12 protein-coding genes and 1 pseudogene are annotated in these 18,282 nt (G+C 59.4%); 8 read left to right on the forward strand and 5 right to left on the reverse strand.

Annotated elements, in window-relative coordinates:
* From topA to ACIP1X_RS23725, 3 genes are all read left to right on the forward strand, one after another.
* Positions 1-2,591 (forward strand): type I DNA topoisomerase (gene topA / locus ACIP1X_RS23715; protein ID WP_400755400.1); only part of this gene is annotated, 2,591 nt, incomplete at its 5' end.
* 143 nt (positions 2,592-2,734) lie between these two features.
* A complete protein-coding gene (locus ACIP1X_RS23720) occupies positions 2,735-3,259 on the forward strand; it encodes a DUF6586 family protein (protein ID WP_053122089.1) in 525 nt (174 codons plus the stop codon).
* Positions 3,260-3,365: 106 nt separating this feature from the next.
* Entirely contained in the window at positions 3,366-3,599 is a 234-nt protein-coding gene (locus tag ACIP1X_RS23725; RefSeq protein WP_008082203.1) for a hypothetical protein, read from the forward strand.
* Between the two features lie 97 nt (positions 3,600-3,696).
* Here the strand turns inward: ACIP1X_RS23725 and sulA are convergent, their stop codons facing one another.
* Together sulA and lexA are read right to left on the reverse strand one after the other, a co-directional pair.
* Positions 3,697-4,170 (reverse strand): SOS-induced cell division inhibitor SulA, encoded by a 474-nt coding sequence (gene sulA / locus ACIP1X_RS23730; RefSeq protein WP_400755402.1) that lies wholly within the window; start codon positions 4,168-4,170, stop codon positions 3,697-3,699.
* A 10-nt stretch (positions 4,171-4,180) separates the two neighbouring features.
* Positions 4,181-4,789 carry a transcriptional repressor LexA gene (gene lexA, locus ACIP1X_RS23735; protein WP_053122085.1) on the reverse strand — a complete coding sequence of 203 codons (609 nt, stop codon included), beginning with the start codon at positions 4,787-4,789 and terminating at the stop codon, positions 4,181-4,183.
* Between the two features lie 229 nt (positions 4,790-5,018).
* On the opposite strand from lexA, the gene ACIP1X_RS23740 reads away from it, so the two are divergent.
* From ACIP1X_RS23740 to ACIP1X_RS23755, 4 genes are all read left to right on the forward strand, one after another.
* On the forward strand, positions 5,019-5,726 hold the full coding sequence (locus ACIP1X_RS23740; protein ID WP_019648307.1) for a TetR/AcrR family transcriptional regulator: 708 nt from the start codon (positions 5,019-5,021) through the stop codon (positions 5,724-5,726).
* A gap of 158 nt (positions 5,727-5,884) precedes the next feature.
* Positions 5,885-6,895 (forward strand): beta-N-acetylhexosaminidase, encoded by a 1,011-nt coding sequence (gene nagZ / locus ACIP1X_RS23745; protein ID WP_053122083.1) that lies wholly within the window; start codon positions 5,885-5,887, stop codon positions 6,893-6,895.
* A 12-nt stretch (positions 6,896-6,907) separates the two neighbouring features.
* Positions 6,908-7,645 carry an S-methyl-5'-thioinosine phosphorylase gene (locus tag ACIP1X_RS23750; protein WP_400755404.1) on the forward strand — a complete coding sequence of 246 codons (738 nt, stop codon included), beginning with the start codon at positions 6,908-6,910 and terminating at the stop codon, positions 7,643-7,645.
* 9 nt (positions 7,646-7,654) lie between these two features.
* Entirely contained in the window at positions 7,655-10,948 is a 3,294-nt protein-coding gene (locus tag ACIP1X_RS23755; RefSeq protein WP_400755406.1) for an SNF2-related protein, read from the forward strand.
* Between the two features lie 128 nt (positions 10,949-11,076).
* On the opposite strand, the gene ACIP1X_RS23760 is transcribed toward ACIP1X_RS23755, so the two are convergent.
* Genes ACIP1X_RS23760 through mfd form a run of 3 tightly spaced genes read right to left on the reverse strand, consistent with a single transcriptional unit; the run spans position 11,077 to position 17,832 of the window.
* On the reverse strand, positions 11,077-13,794 hold the full coding sequence (locus ACIP1X_RS23760) for a DEAD/DEAH box helicase (protein ID WP_400755408.1): 2,718 nt from the start codon (positions 13,792-13,794) through the stop codon (positions 11,077-11,079).
* Between the two features lie 11 nt (positions 13,795-13,805).
* Positions 13,806-14,372, reverse strand: coding sequence for a CsiV family protein (locus ACIP1X_RS23765; RefSeq protein WP_053122077.1), 567 nt, complete (start codon positions 14,370-14,372; stop codon positions 13,806-13,808).
* A 10-nt stretch (positions 14,373-14,382) separates the two neighbouring features.
* Positions 14,383-17,832, reverse strand: coding sequence for a transcription-repair coupling factor (gene mfd, locus ACIP1X_RS23770; protein ID WP_159814281.1), 3,450 nt, complete (start codon positions 17,830-17,832; stop codon positions 14,383-14,385).
* Between the two features lie 354 nt (positions 17,833-18,186).
* Here mfd and ACIP1X_RS23775 point away from each other — a divergent pair.
* A pseudogene (locus ACIP1X_RS23775) lies at positions 18,187-18,282 on the forward strand (glyceraldehyde-3-phosphate dehydrogenase); the annotation flags it as partial.

Consider the following 18,282-nt stretch of genomic DNA (forward strand, 5'->3'; position numbering starts at 1 on the left):
CCAAGACCATCAACAAGTATCTGGGTAACCAATACGTGGTGAAGTCGAGTATCGGCCATATCCGAGACCTGCCCACCAGCGGTTCGGCTAGCGCCAGCAAAGAGCCAGCCGCCAAGCGCGGCAAGGCTGCTGCGGGCGAAGGTCCGGTGCTCTCGCCGAAAGAGAAGGCGCGCAAGCAGCTCGTCTCGCGTATGGGTGTCGATCCCGATCATGGCTGGAAAGCCAAGTACGAGATCCTCCCGGGTAAAGAGAAGGTCATCGAAGAGCTGCGCCGGCTCGCCAAAGATGCTGACACCATCTATCTCGCAACCGACTTGGATCGCGAGGGGGAAGCCATTGCCTGGCACCTGCGCGAAGCCATCGGTGGTGACGACAGCCGCTACAAGCGCGTGGTGTTCAACGAAATCACCAAGAAGGCGATTCAGGAAGCGTTCTCCAAGCCGGGCGAGCTGGACATCGATCGTGTCAACGCTCAGCAGGCGCGTCGCTTCCTCGACCGCGTTGTCGGTTACATGGTCTCGCCGCTGCTGTGGGCGAAGATCGCCCGTGGCCTGTCCGCTGGCCGCGTGCAATCTGTAGCCGTGAAGCTGGTCGTGGAGCGTGAGCGCGAAATTCGTGCGTTCAACCCGGAAGAGTACTGGGAAGTGCATGCCGATCTCGGCACCACCAAAGGCTCGACCGTGCGTTTCGAAGTGGCTCGCGAAAAAGGCGAAGCCTTCAAGCCGCTGAACGAAGCCCAGGCCACGGCCGCGCTGGAAAAGCTCAAAGCTTCCAGCTACAGCATCGTCAAACGCGAAGACAAGCCGACCAGCAGCAAGCCTTCGGCGCCGTTCATCACGTCGACCCTGCAACAGGCTGCGAGTAACCGCCTGGGCTTCGGCGTGAAGAAAACCATGATGATGGCCCAGCGTTTGTATGAAGCCGGCTACATCACGTATATGCGTACCGACTCGACCAACCTCTCGGCCGATGCCGTGACGATGGCGCGTGCTTACATCGAAGACGAGTTCGGCAAGAAGTACCTGCCGGAAACGCCGAACGTCTACAGCAGCAAGGAAGGCGCACAAGAGGCTCACGAAGCGATTCGTCCTTCCGACGCCAACACCATTCCAAGCAAGCTGGCGGGCATGGAGCGCGATGCAGAGCGTCTCTACGAGCTGATCTGGCGCCAGTTCCTGGCTTGCCAGATGCTACCGGCCCAGTACCTGTCGACTACCGTCAGCGTCGGCGCTGGCGATTTCGAGCTGCGCGCCAAAGGCCGCATCCTCAAGTTCGACGGTTACACCCGTGTCATGCCGCAAATTGCCAAGCCGGGCGATGACGACGTTCTGCCTGATATGGCGCAGGGCGACGTGATGAAGCTGATCAAGCTCGATCCGTCGCAGCACTTCACCAAGCCGCCGGCGCGTTACTCCGAAGCCAGCCTGGTGAAAGAAATGGAAAAACGCGGCATCGGTCGTCCTTCGACTTATGCGGCGATCATTTCGACCATTCAGGATCGCGGTTACGTGACCCTGCACAACCGTCGTTTCTATTCGGAAAAGATGGGCGACATTGTTACCGAGCGTCTGTCGGAGAGCTTCTCGAACCTCATGGACTACGGCTTCACCGCCGGCATGGAAGAGAATCTCGATGACGTGGCGCAAGGCGAGCGCGACTGGAAAAACGTGCTGGACGAGTTCTATGGCGACTTCAAGAAGAAGCTCGAAGTAGCCGAAAACCCGGAAAACGGCATGCGTGCCAACCAGCCGGTGATGACTGATATTCCGTGCACGACCTGCGGCCGTCCGATGCAGATTCGTACCGCATCGACCGGCGTGTTCCTTGGTTGCTCGGGCTACAGCCTGCCGCCGAAAGAACGTTGCAAGGCCACCGTCAACCTGGTGCCGGGCGATGAAATCGCTGCGGACGATGAGGGCGAGTCGGAGTCGCTGGTACTGCGCGGCAAGCATCGTTGCCCGATCTGCAGCACAGCGATGGACGCTTACTTGCTCGACGAAAAGCGCAAGCTGCACATCTGCGGTAACAACCCGGATTGCGCTGGCTACGAAATCGAAGAGGGCAGCTATCGCATCAAGGGCTACGAAGGTCCGAGCCTGGAATGCGACAAGTGCGGCAGTGAGATGCAACTCAAAACCGGCCGTTTCGGCAAGTTCTTCGGTTGCACCAACCCCGAGTGCAAGAACACCCGCAAACTGCTGAAAAGCGGTGACGCGGCGCCGCCGAAGATGGATCCGGTGAAGATGCCTGAGCTGAAATGCGAAAAGGTCAACGACACCTACATCCTGCGCGACGGTGCCTCCGGCCTGTTCCTCGCGGCGAGTCAGTTCCCGAAAAACCGCGAGACCCGTGCTCCGCTGGTGATCGAGATTGTGCCGCACAAAGATGAGATCGATCCGAAGTACCACTTCCTCTGCGATGCACCGAAGAAAGATCCTGATGGTCTGCCAGCGGTTATCCGCTACAGCCGCAAGACCAAGGAGCAATACGTGCAGACCGAAGTCGACGGCAAGCCTACCGGTTGGAAGGCTTACTACGACGGCGGCAAGTGGACGGTTGAAGACAAGCGTACGAAGGCCAAGGCCGAGTAAGCGTTAGTCCGATACTGAAAAGGCCGCATGCGAACCCTCGGGTTTTCATGCGGCCTTTTGTTTTCTGCTTGCGGTGGGATCGGCTGATCCACGACACTGTCCGGCCTGTGTGAAGCAATTATTTCGTTGTGGAGAGCGCCGTCATGGCTCACGAACTCTATACCCGTACCAATCAGAAGATCTATTTCGCCGGCCTGTCGCTGGAAGCCCTGGCTCGCGCTGAAGAAGGGCGGGCGATGAATTCTCTGGCGCTGATTCAGGCCGGGCGTGAATCGGCGTTATTCCACCTCTACGGCGCTTTGCTGGGCCTGTGCCACGAGATCGCCGGGTTCTATCGTCTACCTCAGGCCAATGCGCCACGGGCAGAGATGCTGCTGACGCGCGAAGTGCTGGAGTCGATCGCGATTCCCGAAATGGCTGAAATGGTCGAATTGGCGGGTAATCCTGAAACCTGGCTGGCGAAACTGTTGGCGGCGCATTCGGCACTGTTTCAGCCTCCGCGGGTGCCACACAAGCCGAAGGGCGACGTGACCCAGCCGCTGATTCAGGCGATCAATCTGGATGAAGAAGAGGCGCCAGAAGAGTTGAGCCGAGAGGAGCTGGAGAGCTGGCGGCAGAATCTGAAAGGCTTGGCGATTCGTTTTCGTGAAGGATTGAACGAGTGCTGAGACTGATTGACGCGGTGGCAATCTGAAACATGCTGCTGGTCAAGATCCCGAGCGAATCCTGAATGATGTCTATATAATCCCTGCCTTTCGTGGAGAACAGACCTATATGCCAACGTCCTTTCTAGAAATTGTCGAGTTACCAGACGGCCGAATCGAACTGCGCAGGGCTGAGGACGAAGGTTCTTTGGTGACTCTGGATTTCTCCGAGGATGCCAAGACTTTCCTTCAGGGTCAGCACGTGGAAATCGCCAAGGCGATGTTGAGCGTCGGCGTGCAGATGGCCGGCCGGATGATTGAAGGTGAGTTTGATAAGGAAGAGGGGCCACGGGTTCTTCACTGATCCCTGCCTGCTTTTCGTTTTTATCGGTACCGCTTCAGATCGGCTTCTCTGTCCTTGGAGAAGCCCTGCGCTTCACACAGCGCATTTCACCTGCGAATCAACCCAAGCGAATGTTCAGGCTTTGAGCGTCGCCCGTGCGGGCCGCGCTGATCAGTTGCTGACGTGAGGTTGTGTTCAGCGGGTTGAGCCAGGTCACCACTGTGTGACTGCGGCCCAGACGCAATGCCTCGCACGCCAACTGCTGAGCACTTTGCATGCCGCGCGGTTGCAGCAGCAGAATACGTTCGCGGTTCAGGCCGGCATCGCGCAGCCAGGTTTGCGTCAGGCTGGCAGGCGGCGCGATCAGCGTCAGCCAGCGAGCGTCCTGATCCTCGCTCAATTCGCGAAGGATCGGGGCGAGCAGGTTCAGGCAGTTCCCGGCCGCACCGCGCAGAGACAGCTCACTGAATACTTCAGGTTCGGCATTCCATTCACGCTCGACCACTTCTTTGAGGATCGGCGCCATCGGTTGCGCCAGAAACGCTTCGAATAAAGGCAGTTGTGTTTGCTGAGGTGTGTGTGGGAACTGCATAAAGCCTCCTTTAGCGGCGGATAACGCCGACACTCAAGCCTTCGATCACCAGTTCCTGATCTTTCAGGTCGACTTCGATAGGGGCGAACTCAGGGTTTTCGGCCATCAGCCAGACTTTGCTGCCTTCACGCTTGAAGCGTTTGACGGTCACTTCATCGCCGATACGGGCGACAACCACCTGGCCATTGCGCGCTTCGCGAGTGGTGTGGACGGCCAGCAGATCACCGTCGAAAATGCCGATGTCCTTCATGCTCATGCCGTGCACGCGCAACAGATAGTCGGCACGCGGGTGGAAGAAGGCGGGATTGATGTTGCAGGACTCTTCGATGTGCTGCTGAGCGAGGATCGGCGCACCGGCAGCGACACGGCCAATGACCGGCAGAGTAGAGTCGTCAGCCTTGGCTTCAAAGCCAGGGATGCGAATGCCACGAGAGGCGCCCGGGGTCATTTCGATGGCGCCTTTGCGGGCCAGCGCCTTGAGGTGTTCTTCTGCCGCGTTAGGCGACTTGAAGCCCAGTTCCTGAGCGATTTCCGCACGGGTTGGCGGATAACCGTTGTCTTCGAGGCAACGTTTGATAAAGGCCAGAATCTCGGCTTGGCGTGGCGTCAGCTTTAGCATAATGATCGCTCTGTCTTTTTATACAGTGACTGGGATTATATACAGTGAAACGCTCTTGGCAATGCCCGTTTTTTTGCCTGCCGCCGGACGGTCGGCAGCACTGCTTATAAAAGCGCCGGGCTTGTGTGGTTAAATAGCTGACCGACCATTCCCAAAACGAACTGGCAGGCTTGACAAGGCATAGGCTGAAACGTATGTTTCAAACAAGTGTTTGTCAGGCGGAGTAGCCATGGCCCAGTCGGAAACCGTTGAACGCATTCTTGATGCTGCCGAGCAGTTGTTCGCGGAGAAAGGTTTCGCGGAAACCTCATTGCGTTTGATCACCAGCAAGGCTGGCGTCAACCTGGCAGCAGTGAACTATCACTTCGGTTCGAAGAAGGCCCTGATACAGGCGGTTTTCTCGCGCTTCCTCGGGCCATTCTGCCTCAGCCTCGATAAAGAGCTGGAGCGCCGTCAGGCCAAGCCTGAGAACAAGCCGACCCTCGAAGAACTGTTGGAAATCCTCGTCGAGCAAGCCCTCGTGGTGCAGCCACGCAGCGGTAACGACCTGTCGATTTTCATGCGTTTGCTCGGCCTCGCGTTCAGCCAGAGCCAAGGTCACTTGCGCCGTTATCTGGAAGACATGTACGGCAAGGTATTCCGTCGCTACATGTTGCTGGTCAACGAAGCCGCGCCGCGTATTCCACCCATCGAACTGTTCTGGCGCGTGCACTTCATGCTCGGCGCTGCGGCCTTCAGCATGTCCGGTATCAAGGCGTTGCGGGCGATTGCCGAGACCGATTTCGGCGTCAACACTTCCATTGAACAAGTCATGCGCCTGATGGTGCCGTTCCTCGCCGCGGGCATGCGCGCAGAAACCGGCGTCACCGACACGGCCATGGCTACCGCGCAACTGCGTCCGCGCAGCAAATCAACGCCGGTCGCCGCCAAGGTTTAACCGCGCACGGGTGGGCGCGGCAGCTTGTATCCGCTAAGCTAGCCGCCCATGCCGACTCTCGTTCTGAACCCGATCCAAACAGAAATTGCCGACCTGCCGAGCACTGCTCACGGTAGCGATTTTCTGCGCATCGGGTTTTTCGTTTTCAAGGAATCTCTATGACTGCTGGCCTGCAAGGCTCGTTGATGGTGGACGTCGCCGGTACCTGGCTGACGGCCGAAGATCGCCAATTGTTGCGTCAGCCCGAAGTGGGCGGCCTGATTATTTTCGCCCGTAACATCGAACATCCACGCCAGGTGCGTGAGCTCAGCGCCGCGATCCGCGCGATTCGCCCGGATCTGCTGCTGGCGGTGGATCAAGAGGGCGGTCGTGTGCAGCGTCTGCGTCAGGGCTTCGTGCGCCTGCCGGCCATGCGTGCCATCGCCGACAACCCGAATGCCGAATACCTCGCCGAACAATGTGGCTGGATCATGGCCACCGAAGTGCTGGCGGTCGGCCTCGACCTGAGCTTCGCCCCGGTACTCGATCTCGATTACCAGCGCAGCGCCGTGGTCGGCACCCGTTCCTTTGAAGGCGATCCCGAGCGCGCCGCAGTCCTTGCCGGGGCATTTATTCGCGGCATGAACAGCGCGGGCATGGCGGCCACCGGCAAGCACTTCCCTGGTCACGGTTGGGCCGAAGCCGATTCCCACGTGGCGATCCCGAATGACGAACGCAGCCTCGACGAGATCCGCGCCAACGACCTCGTGCCGTTCGCCAGACTCAGCAAACAACTGGCTGCGATCATGCCGGCGCACGTCATCTATCCGCAGGTCGATTCGCAGCCAGCCGGTTTCTCCCGCCGCTGGTTACAGGACATCCTGCGCGGCGAGTTGCAGTTCGACGGCGTGATCTTCAGCGACGACCTGTCGATGGCCGGCGCTCACGTGGTCGGCGACGCCGCCAGCCGCATCGAAGCTGCGCTGACTGCCGGCTGCGACATGGGCCTGGTGTGCAACGACCGCGCCGCTGCCGAACTCGCCCTTAGCGCCGCGCAACGCATGAAGGTCAAGCCCTCCGCCCGAATCGCTCGTATGCGCGGTCAGGCCATTGCCAGCACCGAATATCGCCAGGATCCGCGCTGGCTCACCGCCATCGGCGCGCTCAAAGACGCTCAACTGATCGATTAAGGATTTTTCGTTATGACCGTTTACGCAATCATCGGTGGCACCGGCCTGACTCAACTCGAAGGCCTGAGCATTCGTCAGTCGCTGGCAGTCGATACGCCTTATGGCGCGCCATCGGCCGAAGTGCAGATCGGCGAATACGCCGGCAAGGAAGTGCTGTTCCTCGCCCGTCACGGCCACCCGCATCGCTTCCCGCCGCACAAGGTCAACTACCGCGCCAATCTGTGGGCGCTGAAGCAGGCCGGCGCCGAAGCGATCATCGCGGTGAATGCCGTCGGCGGGATTCATCTGGCGATGGGCACCGGGCATTTCTGCGTGCCACATCAGATCGTCGACTACACCAGCGGCCGCGAGCACACCTATTTCGCCGATGATCTGGAGCACGTCACCCACATCGACTTCAGTTTTCCCTACAGCGAACCGCTGCGTCAGCAATTGATTGCCGCCGTGGCTGCTGAAGGTTGCGAGTTCAGCGATCAAGGCGTTTACGCCTGCACTCAAGGGCCGCGTCTGGAAACGGTCGCCGAGATCGTGCGACTGGAGCGTGATGGCTGCGACATCGTCGGCATGACCGGCATGCCGGAAGCCGCGCTGGCGCGTGAGCTGGATCTGGATTACGCCTGTCTGGCGCTGGTGGTGAACCCTGCGGCGGGCAAGACCACCGAAGTGATCACCATGGCCCAGATCGAGCAGGCGTTGCATGACGGCATGGGTAAGGTGAAGTCGACATTGGCGCGGGTGTTGGCCGGCTAAGGGCTGCCCATGAGCATTTTCATCGAGCGGCTCAAGTCGTCGGCCTGGACTCAGGAATTCACTAGCAGCGCGCTGGCCAAGGCTCGCGCTTATGCCGCCGATGATCGAGTAGAGATCATCGAGATCGATGACAGAAAGATCGAGGCGTTCTGTGTCGGTTCGCAAGATCAGGCGTATGAACAAACCATTTACCTGTCCGAAGATCGGCTAGGTTCCGTCAGCTTGCGTTGCCTGTGCACCTGTCCTGTCGCTATCGACTGCAAGCATTGCGCTGCGGTGCTCTATCACCTACAGGGCATTGATCATAATGCGTCTGAAAGTGACGCACAGATCCCGCTGGGGCGGGCGCTGGAACATTGGCTTTCGACAATTCCGGTGCCGGCCAAGCCCGCCGTAGAAGGCGCGCAAACCGCAGGCACGCGCCTGTTTTACAAGCTCAAGCCAACGTCAGTGAGCGGCAAGTGGCTGCTCGATATTTTCAAGGTTTCCCAGCTCAAGAGCGGCGAGTTACGCGAAGTCAAACCGATGTATTCGCTGGCGGAAATGCTCATGCGTCAGCCCGGCTACCTGTCCGAGCTGGATCTGCGCGTCGCCAGGCTGCTGGTTGCCATGCACTCCCACCACGCCTATTACAGCGGCTATCCGCTGGAAGGCAGCAGCGGCGCCGAACTGCTGGGCATGCTCCTGCGCACCTCGCGGCTGTTCCTCGATTTCGAAGATCTGCGCCCGTTGGTGTCGGGGGCGAAACGCACCGGCCAGTTCGCCTGGGCCGAACAGGCCGACGGCGGCTTCCGTGCGCAGTGGAGCAGTGCCGAGGCGGCGCAAGAAACCGTGCTGGCGCTGGAACCGCTTTATTACCTCGATCGTGAACAGCGGCAGATTGGCCCTCTGTTCAATGAACTGGAAGAAAAACTGGCCAGTCATTTGACGCTGGCGCCGGACGTTCCGGCGCGTCAGGCCATGCAGTTCAGCCATCGCATGAGCACCGCAACGAGAATCCCGCCGCCACACCAACTGACCGAACGAGTCATCGACGACGTACTGCCGCAGCCACAACTGACCCTCGTCAGCGGTCGGGAGCGCTCGCGCTGGGAATACGTTCTGGAGCACCGCGCCGCCCTGGTGTTTACCTACAACGGCCAGCCGACGGTGGATCGCAATCCGGAAGTGATGATCCTCAACGGCACCGAAACCCAGCGCATTCAACGCCAGCCTGCGGTGGAAAAGCAGTTGCGCCAGATCCTGCAAAAGCACGGCTTCAAGAAGGCCACGCGCAAGAGTTCGCTGGATCGTCGCGGCGAGATGTTTACCTTGCCGGATGATTCCGCCTGGCTCGGGTTTATGCACGAAGGCCTTGCCACGCTGCGCGCCTTGAACTGGCAAGTCGAGATCAGTGACGGCTTTCATTTCAATGTGCAGCCAGTCGAGCATTGGTACGCCGATGTCGAAGAAGAGGCTGGGCATCAGTGGTTTGATTTGCAGTTGGGTATCGTCGTCAATGGCCAGCGCTACAGTTTGCTACCGATCCTTCTGCACTTGTTGCGCACCCAGCCGCGCTTGCTCGACCCGGTCAATCTGGCACAACGCAGCGATGACGAAAAACTCCTGATCGAACTGAAGCCCAGCGGTTTTGGTGACTCTTCGGGCGCCAAGGTCGCGCTGCCGCTGAGTCGAGTCAAACCGCTGATGGCCACGCTGGGCGAGTTGTACCTGGGCGGTCATCAGGGCGATGCACTGCGCTTGAGTGTCCCGGACGCCGCGCGCTTGAGTATGCTCGATGGCGTGCCGCTGGATTGGCAGGGGGGCGAGCGGCTGCGCACCTTCGCCAAGCGATTGCAGAATTCCAGTCACACCCACGTCGTTGCGCCGGCCGGTCTTAACGCGCAATTGCGCCCGTATCAGCTCGAAGGCCTGAACTGGATGCAGACCCTGCGCGAGCTTGAGGTCGGCGGCATTCTCGGCGATGACATGGGGCTGGGCAAAACGCTACAAACCCTGGCGCACCTGCTCACGGAAAAACACGCCGGGCGCCTCGATTGCCCGGCTCTTGCGGTGATGCCGACCAGCCTGATTCCAAACTGGCTCGACGAGGCCGACCGATTCACCCCGCAGTTGAAAGTATTGGCGCTGCACGGCACGGGACGGCAGAAAGATTTCGCCAATCTGGCCGAGTACGATCTGGTGCTGACCACTTACGCGTTGCTGCCGAGGGATCTCGAGGTTCTACAGCCGCAGCTGTGGAGCGTGCTGATTCTCGACGAAGCGCAGAACATCAAAAATCCGATCAGCAAAGCGGCGCAAGCCGCGCGTGATCTGCAGGCCCGTCAGCGCTTGTGCCTGAGCGGCACGCCATTGGAAAACCACTTGGGCGAGCTGTGGTCGCAGTTTCATTTCCTCATGCCCGGCTGGCTTGGCGACAGCAAATCCTTCAATCGCGATTACCGCACGCCAATTGAAAAGCACGGCAATGTTCAGCGCATGCAGCACCTGACGGCACGGATCAAGCCGTTTTTGTTGCGTCGCAAAAAGGATCAGGTCGCCACCGAGTTGCCGCCGAAAACCGAAATCGTCCATTGGGTCGATCTCAGCGACGGCCAGCGCGATGTCTATGAAACGGTTCGCGTCGCAATGGACAAAAAAGTCCGCGACGAAATTGCGCGCAGTGGTGTGGCGCGCAGTCAGATCATCATTCTCGATGCCTTGCTCAAGCTGCGGCAGGTTTGTTGCGACTTGCGCCTGATCAAGATGCCAATGACAGCCAAGGCACTGCGTTCCGGCAGTGGCAAGCTGGTCAGTTTGATGGAGATGCTCGAAGAGCTGCTCGGCGAAGGTCGCAGAATCCTGCTGTTCTCCCAGTTCACTTCGATGCTCGCTTTGATTGAGGAAGAATTGCAGCAACGGGACATTGCCTACTCGCTGCTGACCGGTGACACCACAGATCGGCGCACGCCGGTGAAGGATTTTCAGGGCGGCAAGGTGCCGTTGTTTCTGATCAGTCTGAAGGCGGGCGGTACCGGTTTGAACCTGACCGCTGCGGACACGGTGATCCACTTCGACCCGTGGTGGAACCCGGCAGTGGAGAATCAGGCCACCGATCGCGCGTATCGCATCGGGCAGAACAACCCGGTGTTTGTTTACAAGCTGATTGCCCGTGGCACCGTGGAGGAGAAGATACAGGCGTTGCAGCAGGAGAAGGCTGCACTGGCCGGGGCGGTACTGGAGGGCGGGACGACGGGTGGCTGGAAGCTTGAGCAGAGTGACATCGAGGCGTTGTTTGCGCCGTTGCCTGTTTCCAAGGGCTGAGCCTGGGTTTTAACTGTTAGACCGAGGTGAGTCATTCGCGAGCAAGCTTTGCTCCTACAGGGATCTGCGGCGTCCACCCGTAGGAGCAAAGCTTGCTCGCGAAAGCTATTTAACAGGCGACAAAAATCTCAACGCTTATCGAGCTTATCGAGCTTATCGAGCTTATCGAGCTTATCCGGCAACGGCGCAAACAGCGCTTCAATATCATCACTCTGCAACTTCCAGTCCCCAGCCTTGCGCCCATCCAGCACGCCCGCCGCCAAGTCGGATTTTTCCTTTTGCAGGTGCTGAATCTTCTCTTCCACCGTGCCCCGGGCAATCATTTTGTAGACGAATACCGGTTTCTCCTGGCCGATTCGATACGCTCGGTCGGTCGCCTGATTCTCGGTCGCCGGGTTCCACCACGGGTCGTAGTGAATCACCGTGTCCGCTTCCGTCAGGTTCAGACCAACACCACCGGCCTTCAGGCTGATCAGAAAAATCTGACGCTTGCCGCTCTGGAATTCCTTCACCGGTGTACGCCGATCGCGGGTCTGGCCGGTCAATAGCGCGTAGGAAACATTACGCTTTTTCAGCTCTTGCTCGATCAAGGCCAGCATCGAGGTGAACTGCGAAAACAGCAGAATCCGCCGTCCTTCCTCAAACAACTCCTCAAGCATTTCCATCAAGCTGTCGAGCTTGCCTGAGGTGCTGCCGCGAGCGGGCAGGGTGGCATCGTTGACTAAGCGCAAATCACAGCAAACCTGACGCAGCTTCAACAGCGCCTCAAGAATGATGATCTGACTGCGCGCCACACCTTTACGGGTGATCTCGTCGCGGACTTTCTTGTCCATCGCCAAACGCATGGTTTCGTACACATCGCGCTGCGCTTCGTTGAGATCGACCCAATGGATGATCTCGGTTTTCGGCGGCAGCTCGGTGGCGACCTGCTCTTTGGTGCGGCGCAGCAGGAACGGTTTTATCCGACCGTTGAGGTGCTGAAGTCTGACTTCACTGCCGCGCTTTTCAATCGGCACACGGTAATCGGCGTTGAAACTTTTTACGTCGCCGAGCCAGCCCGGCAGCAGGAAGTGAAACAGCGACCACAGCTCGCCCAAGTGGTTTTCCAGCGGCGTACCGCTCAGGCACAGACGCTGGCGTGCATTAAGCTCACGCGCCGCTTGCGCAGCTTTGCTGTTGGGATTCTTGATGTACTGCGCTTCATCCAGCACCAACACGTGCAGCGGTTGCTTGGCCAGACGTTCGACGTCTTTGGGCAGCAGCGCGTAGGTGGTGAGGATCAGGTCGAAATCGGCCAGATTATCGAAATGCTTTTTGCGCGTGGCACCGTACAGCGCGACCACTTTCAGCTGCGGGGTGAAGTGTGCCGCCTCATCCAGCCAGTTCGGAATCAGACTGGTCGGCATCACTACCATGCACGGGCGATCCAAACGTCCGGCATTTTTCTCGCTGAGAATATGCGCCAGTGTCTGTAGGGTTTTACCCAAACCCATGTCATCCGCAAGGATCCCGCCGACTTCCAGTTGCCGCAGCGATTGCATCCAGCTCAAGCCTTCGAGCTGATACGGGCGCAGCGTCGCGTTCAGTCCTTCCGGCGCTTCCGCGCTGAAATCACGAATGTCGCGCAGACGTTGAGCGAACGTGCGGATCTGCTCGCCACCCTCCCACAGCAGCGGCAGGCCTTCCAGAGAGTTGAGGCGTGTGGCGTCGGCCTTGCTCAGGCGCAGGGTGGTTTCGCCCGGTTCCTGCAAATAAAACTCGCCGAGCGTCATCAGCACAGGTTTCAACCGACCCAGCGGCAATGCCACCTGCAGCGGCCCGTGCTCGATATTGCGTTGCGGCACGTTGACCAGAATCAGCTCGTCATCGCGACGGCGCGCAAGGCGTTCCGGATTGAGAATTTCTGCGTGCGAGCGCATCAGGTTAAGCAGGATCGGCAGCAGACTCAGGCGTTCGCCGTTGACGATGATCCCCAGTTCCAGATCAAACCAGTCGCGCTCCGGCGCCTGCTCGACCGTGGCGTACCAGTCATCCACGGCAGTCAGGTCAAAGCCAAACTCCTCGTCGATCTGCAATTCCCAGCCTTGGGTGCGCAGCTTCGGCAAATCGTTGAGGGTAAACGTCAGCCAGGCGCTGTCGTTGACCATCTCATACAGCTCGCCCGCGCTTTCCGGCAGCGCTTTGCTCTGGCGGGTAGCAATACGAAAACCGAGGATTCGTAACTGTTCGCGGTAGGACTGTTCGACTTCCGGGTGGCGTTTTATCCGCAGCGTCTGGGTTTCCTGACGGATCAGGATGTCGCTGTTCTTCTGCCCGCTGACGTACTCATCCAGATAGCTGAACGACAGCGCCGCGCGGTGCTGAATGTAGCGCTGCATCTTGCCGTTGCGCGGTTCGAAAGCGCTGAACTCGACACTGGCCAGCCACAGGCGTGGCATCGGCTGCACATTGTCGACCAGCACTTGCGGTGGCGCTTTAGGGCCACGGTTTTCCAGCACGGCTTGAAGTTTCTCCAACAGCTCGGCGTCTTTGGCAGCGGCGGGGTAGTCGAGGGTTTCCTGCACTTTCAGCAACACTGCCGCGCAATGTTTGCAGTTGCTGCGAACCGGGCAGGTGCAGCCGGCATCGACCAGCAGCAGAGTGCCTTTGGCTGACTCGCGAAGATGAATCGTCTGACGGTAAACGTTACCGCCAGAGCCTTCGCAACTGGCGGTGATCGTTGCATCGCCGACCTGGGCGATGCGTACCCGGTTTTCCAGGGCGTAGCGGCGGCCACGCTCCAGGCTCTGTTCCTTGAATCGGCTGACCCAGGAGGGCGCCAACGGTTTACTCAGCGGCGGGTTCATAAGGACTTCGATCAGTCCGGAATCGCTTCAGGCGCTTCCCGTGGCGCAGGCGCGGTCAGGGAAGTGATCTTGATCAGCAGCGCCAGATGGCCGTTGTCGAGATAGTTGAGCTGGCCGTTCTTGGTGTGGCTGTCCTGTTTCAGGCGTTCACTGGCGGTGACCAGGCCATTGGTGTCGATCTGATTGACCCAGAAATCAGCAGCGACGTCGGTGAAGCGCCCGAGCTTCATCTCCAGCGTGCCCTCGATCGGAAACTGGCCGTATTGCTCCTGACCGTCGCTGACCGCGACTTTCGCCGGTGCTTCGCCGAGGGTTTGCTGCCAGGCCTTGTGCATCAGGACTGTGTAGTCGCCACTGGCGGTGAGTTTAGTCACCACGTCATTCAGCGCCGGGGTGCGCTTGCTGTCATCGCCCAAACGCTGGGCGCCTGCGGCCCAGTCTTCCGGCGCGGCACGGCTGACGATGGCCGGCACGGCGTTCTGGCGCACCAGAATCATTTCGACCTGATACAGGTCATCGGCAAAAACCGAAGGTGCTACCAGAGTGAGTAGCAAAGTCAGCGAGCGAAACAGGCGCATGCGGCGTCCTTTAAACAGATTTCGGGAGGAGGCGCTCAAACAGCGCCTCTACAGTATTAAAGCGCTCTTCCGGGCGTTCCATCGGCACCTGAAACTTGAACATCGTGGCGCCTTCGAATTTGTAGCGTTTTGGCTGGCTCTGGATCAGCTTGATCAGCGTCATCGGATCGACCGGCGTCTGCGCTTCGAACTCGATGCGCCCACCCTGTGGCCCGCCATCGACTTTCTTGATGCCCAGTTGCTCAGCCTGCAACTTCAGCGCGGTGATGCGCACCAGATTTTTCGTCGGTTCCGGCAGCAGACCGAAACGGTCAATCATCTCGACTTGCAGATCCTTCAGGCCTTCCTCATCGGTCGCCGAAGCAATGCGCTTGTACAGAATCAGACGGGCGTGAACGTCCGGCAGGTAATCTTCCGGAATCAGCGCCGGTACCCGCAAGTTGACTTCCGGGCCACCGCCGAGCGGTTGATCGAGGTTCGGTTGCTCGCCCTTGCGGATCGATTTCACCGCGCGTTCGAGCATTTCCATGTACAGCGTAAAACCGACGGCTTGAATCTGCCCGCTCTGGCCATCGCCAAGCAGTTCGCCGGCACCACGGATTTCCAGGTCGTTGGTCGCCAGCACGAAACCGGCACCGAGATCCTGAGTATTGGCGATTGCTTCCAGACGCTTTTCCGCGTCCGAAGTGATTTGCTGGCGCGGCGGCGTCAGCAAATACGCGTAAGCCTGGTGGTGACTGCGGCCGACACGGCCACGCAACTGGTGCAGTTGCGCCAGGCCAAATTTGTCAGCGCGCTCGATGATAATGGTGTTGGCGCTCGGCACGTCGATGCCGGTCTCGATGATGGTCGAAGCGATCAGCACGTTGAAGCGCTTGTGATAGAAGTCGCTCATCACCTGTTCGAGTTCGCGCTCGCGCATCTGTCCGTGGCCGATGCCGATACGCGCTTCCGGTACCAGTTCGGCAAGGTCGGCGGCGCATTTCTCGATGGTTTTCACATCGTTGTGCAAGTAGTAAACCTGGCCGCCGCGCAGCAGTTCGCGGAGCAGGGCCTCTTTCACCGTGCTCTTGTTCTGCTCCATGACGAAGGTGCGCACCGACAGGCGTCGCGCTGGCGGCGTGGCGATGATCGACAGATCGCGCATGCCCGACACCGCCATGTTCAGCGTGCGCGGAATCGGCGTGGCGGTCAGCGTGAGGATGTCGACTTCGCTGCGCAGGGCCTTGAGCTGTTCTTTCTGACGGACACCGAAGCGGTGTTCTTCGTCGATGATCACCAGCCCGAGGTTTTTGATCTTCACGTCGTCGGACAGCAACTTGTGCGTGCCGATGACGATGTCGATCTTGCCTTCCGCCAGATCGGCGATCGCTGCGTTCACTTCCTTGGCCGATTTGAAGCGGCTCATCACTTCCACGCTCACCGGCCAGTCGGCGAAGCGGTCGCGGAAGCTGTTGTAGTGCTGCTGGGCGAGCAGGGTGGTCGGCACCAGAATCGCAACCTGGCGGCCACCGTGGACGGCGATGAACGCCGCGCGCATGGCCACTTCGGTCTTGCCGAAACCGACGTCGCCGCAGACCAGGCGATCCATCGGTTTCGGTGCGAGCATGTCGGCGCGCACGGCTTCGATGGTGGTTTGTTGATCCGGGGTTTCTTCGAACGGGAAACCGGCGCTGAAAGTCGCGTAATCGGCCTTCGGGTCCGCGAACGCATAACCTTCGCGAGCGGCGCGGCGGGCGTAGATGTCGAGCAGTTCGGCAGCAACATCGCGTACTTGTTCGGCGGCTTTGCGTTTGGCTTTCTGCCAGGTTTCCGAGCCGAGACGGTGCAGCGGGGCCAGCGCATCATCGCTGCCGGTGTAGCGCGCGATCAGATGCAGGTTGGCCACCGGCACGTAGAGCTTGGCGTTTTCGGCGTATTCGAGGGTGAGGAATTCGGCGGCTTGATCGTCGATTTCCAGAATGGTCAGGCCGAGATAGCGACCGACACCGTGATCGATGTGCACCACCGGCGCGCCTTCGCGCAGTTCGGTGAGGTTTTTGATCACTGCGTCGTTGTTGCCGTCGGCACGCTTCTCGCGACGGCGACGCTGCATCACGCGTTGGCCGAACAGCGGGCTTTCGGCGACCAGTGCCAGCGCCGGATCATCCAGCATCAGGCCTTCGTCGAGCGGGGCAATGGTGATCGCCAGACGATCCTTGCTCGCGACGAAGTCCGGCCAGCTATCGACAGTTTTTGGTCGCAGCTTCAGACGTTCGAGCAACTCCAGCAGCACTTCGCGACGGCCCGCGGATTCAGCAGTGAACAGCACGCGTCCGGGAAACTCATCGAGGAAGCCAGCCAGCGCGGCCAGCGGTTGCGTGGCTTTGGCTTCGATCGCCAGATTCGGCAAGGCTTGCGCGGGGAAGCGTTCGCGACCGGCGCCGCTTTCGACGTCTTGCTGACTGGCAACCACTCGCGGCCAGCTCTTCAGGCGCGCGAAGCAGTCTTCTACCGGCAGGAACAATTCGGCGGGTGGCAATAAAGGACGCGATGGATCGACGCGGCGCTCTTCATAACGATTGCGCACGTCGTTCCAGAAATTCTCCGCCGCTTGCTCGATGCCCGGCAGCGAGAACACTTGCGTGTCTTGCGGCAGGTAATCGAACAGCGTCGAGGTTTCGTCGAAGAACAGCGGCAGGTAGTACTCGATACCGGCCGGGGTAATTCCGCTGCTCAGATCCTGAAAGATCGGGCAGCGACGGAAGTCGACGTCGAAACGCTCGCGAAAGCGCGCCTTGAAGCGGGTGACTGCGTCTTTCTGCAACGGGAATTCGCGGGCCGGCAGCAGCTTGACCGAGTCGACCTTGTCGATGGAGCGCTGGTTTTCCGGATCAAACGTGCGCAGGGTTTCGATTTCGTCATCGAACAGGTCGATGCGATACGGCAACTTGCTGCCCATCGGAAACAGGTCGATCAGCGCGCCGCGCACGGTGAATTCGCCGTGCTCATACACTGTGTCGACGTAGCGATAGCCGCTGGCTTCGAGCCGCGAGCGCATCTGTTCGACGTCGAGTTTCTGCCCGACATCCAGTACCAGGCTGCTGCCGAGCAGGAATTTGGTCGGCGCCAGACGGTGCAGGGCCGTGGTGATCGGCACCACCAACACACCGTGTTCCAGTTCCGGCAGCCTATATAAGCTGGCGATGCGCTGGGAAATGATGTCCTGATGCGGCGAGAACAGGTCGTAGGGCAGGGTTTCCCAGTCGGGGAAATGCAGAACGGGCAAATCCGGGGCGAAGAAACTCAGCTCCTGTTCCAGTCGTTCAGCACTCTGGCTGTCGGCGGTCAGTAGCAGGGTGAAGCGCTTGGCAGCGCTGGCAGCCTCGGCAATCGCCAGACTGAGGGCAGCGCCGGGCAAATTGCCCCAATGCTGTTTACCTGCCTCGGCAGGGAGTTGCGGTAGACGCAGAACGGGCACGGAAGGTTGAGCTCCAGGCTTTGCGACAAAGTCGGTAATTGTAGCGGCGTCGGGTGTCGCCTGTCAGTTGCAGACTACGTCTATCTTCACTGTTTTGGCGAAATGTAGTGGTAACCATAAAAACGAGCACTTTTTTAGTGGTTATGTAGTGCCGAAATTGGCTCGTGTTACGGAGGGTTACAGACATCGTCTAACAGTCGACGAAAAATTGACTGCGCTGGAAGCCGCGTATTTACTGGGCTGGCGCGAGGCGTGATTTTTTTGAAAGGAATTTTGTTACCGATTTCGCGACAAGCGCGCATTGCTGAATGAGGTTGTGGGCGGCATAATGTAGCCCCTTTTTTCTGCCCCTACATGTGGAAGGTTACCGTGACTCAGAAGCCCGACCAGTGTCTTGGTGAATGGATCGACCGTGAAGCACTCGCAGAAGCGATGATCCCGCTTATCGGT

Origin of the sequence: Pseudomonas sp. NPDC088885, from assembly GCF_044750025.1 — a bacterium.
Taxonomy (GTDB): Bacteria; Pseudomonadota; Gammaproteobacteria; order Pseudomonadales; family Pseudomonadaceae; genus Aquipseudomonas; species Aquipseudomonas rustica.

Bases quoted from the DNA above. Each gene is read 5' to 3' on its own strand.
- ACIP1X_RS23720 (WP_053122089.1), top strand. From the start codon at position 2,735: ATGGCTCACGAACTCTATACCCGTACCAATCAGAAGATCTATTTCGCC.
- ACIP1X_RS23725 (WP_008082203.1), top strand. From the start codon at position 3,366: ATGCCAACGTCCTTTCTAGAAATTGTCGAGTTACCAGACGGCCGAATC.
- sulA (WP_400755402.1), bottom strand. From the start codon at position 4,170: ATGCAGTTCCCACACACACCTCAGCAAACACAACTGCCTTTATTCGAA.
- lexA (WP_053122085.1), bottom strand. From the start codon at position 4,789: ATGCTAAAGCTGACGCCACGCCAAGCCGAGATTCTGGCCTTTATCAAA.
- ACIP1X_RS23740 (WP_019648307.1), top strand. From the start codon at position 5,019: ATGGCCCAGTCGGAAACCGTTGAACGCATTCTTGATGCTGCCGAGCAG.
- nagZ (WP_053122083.1), top strand. From the start codon at position 5,885: ATGACTGCTGGCCTGCAAGGCTCGTTGATGGTGGACGTCGCCGGTACC.
- ACIP1X_RS23750 (WP_400755404.1), top strand. From the start codon at position 6,908: ATGACCGTTTACGCAATCATCGGTGGCACCGGCCTGACTCAACTCGAA.
- ACIP1X_RS23755 (WP_400755406.1), top strand. From the start codon at position 7,655: ATGAGCATTTTCATCGAGCGGCTCAAGTCGTCGGCCTGGACTCAGGAA.
- ACIP1X_RS23760 (WP_400755408.1), bottom strand. From the start codon at position 13,794: ATGAACCCGCCGCTGAGTAAACCGTTGGCGCCCTCCTGGGTCAGCCGA.
- ACIP1X_RS23765 (WP_053122077.1), bottom strand. From the start codon at position 14,372: ATGCGCCTGTTTCGCTCGCTGACTTTGCTACTCACTCTGGTAGCACCT.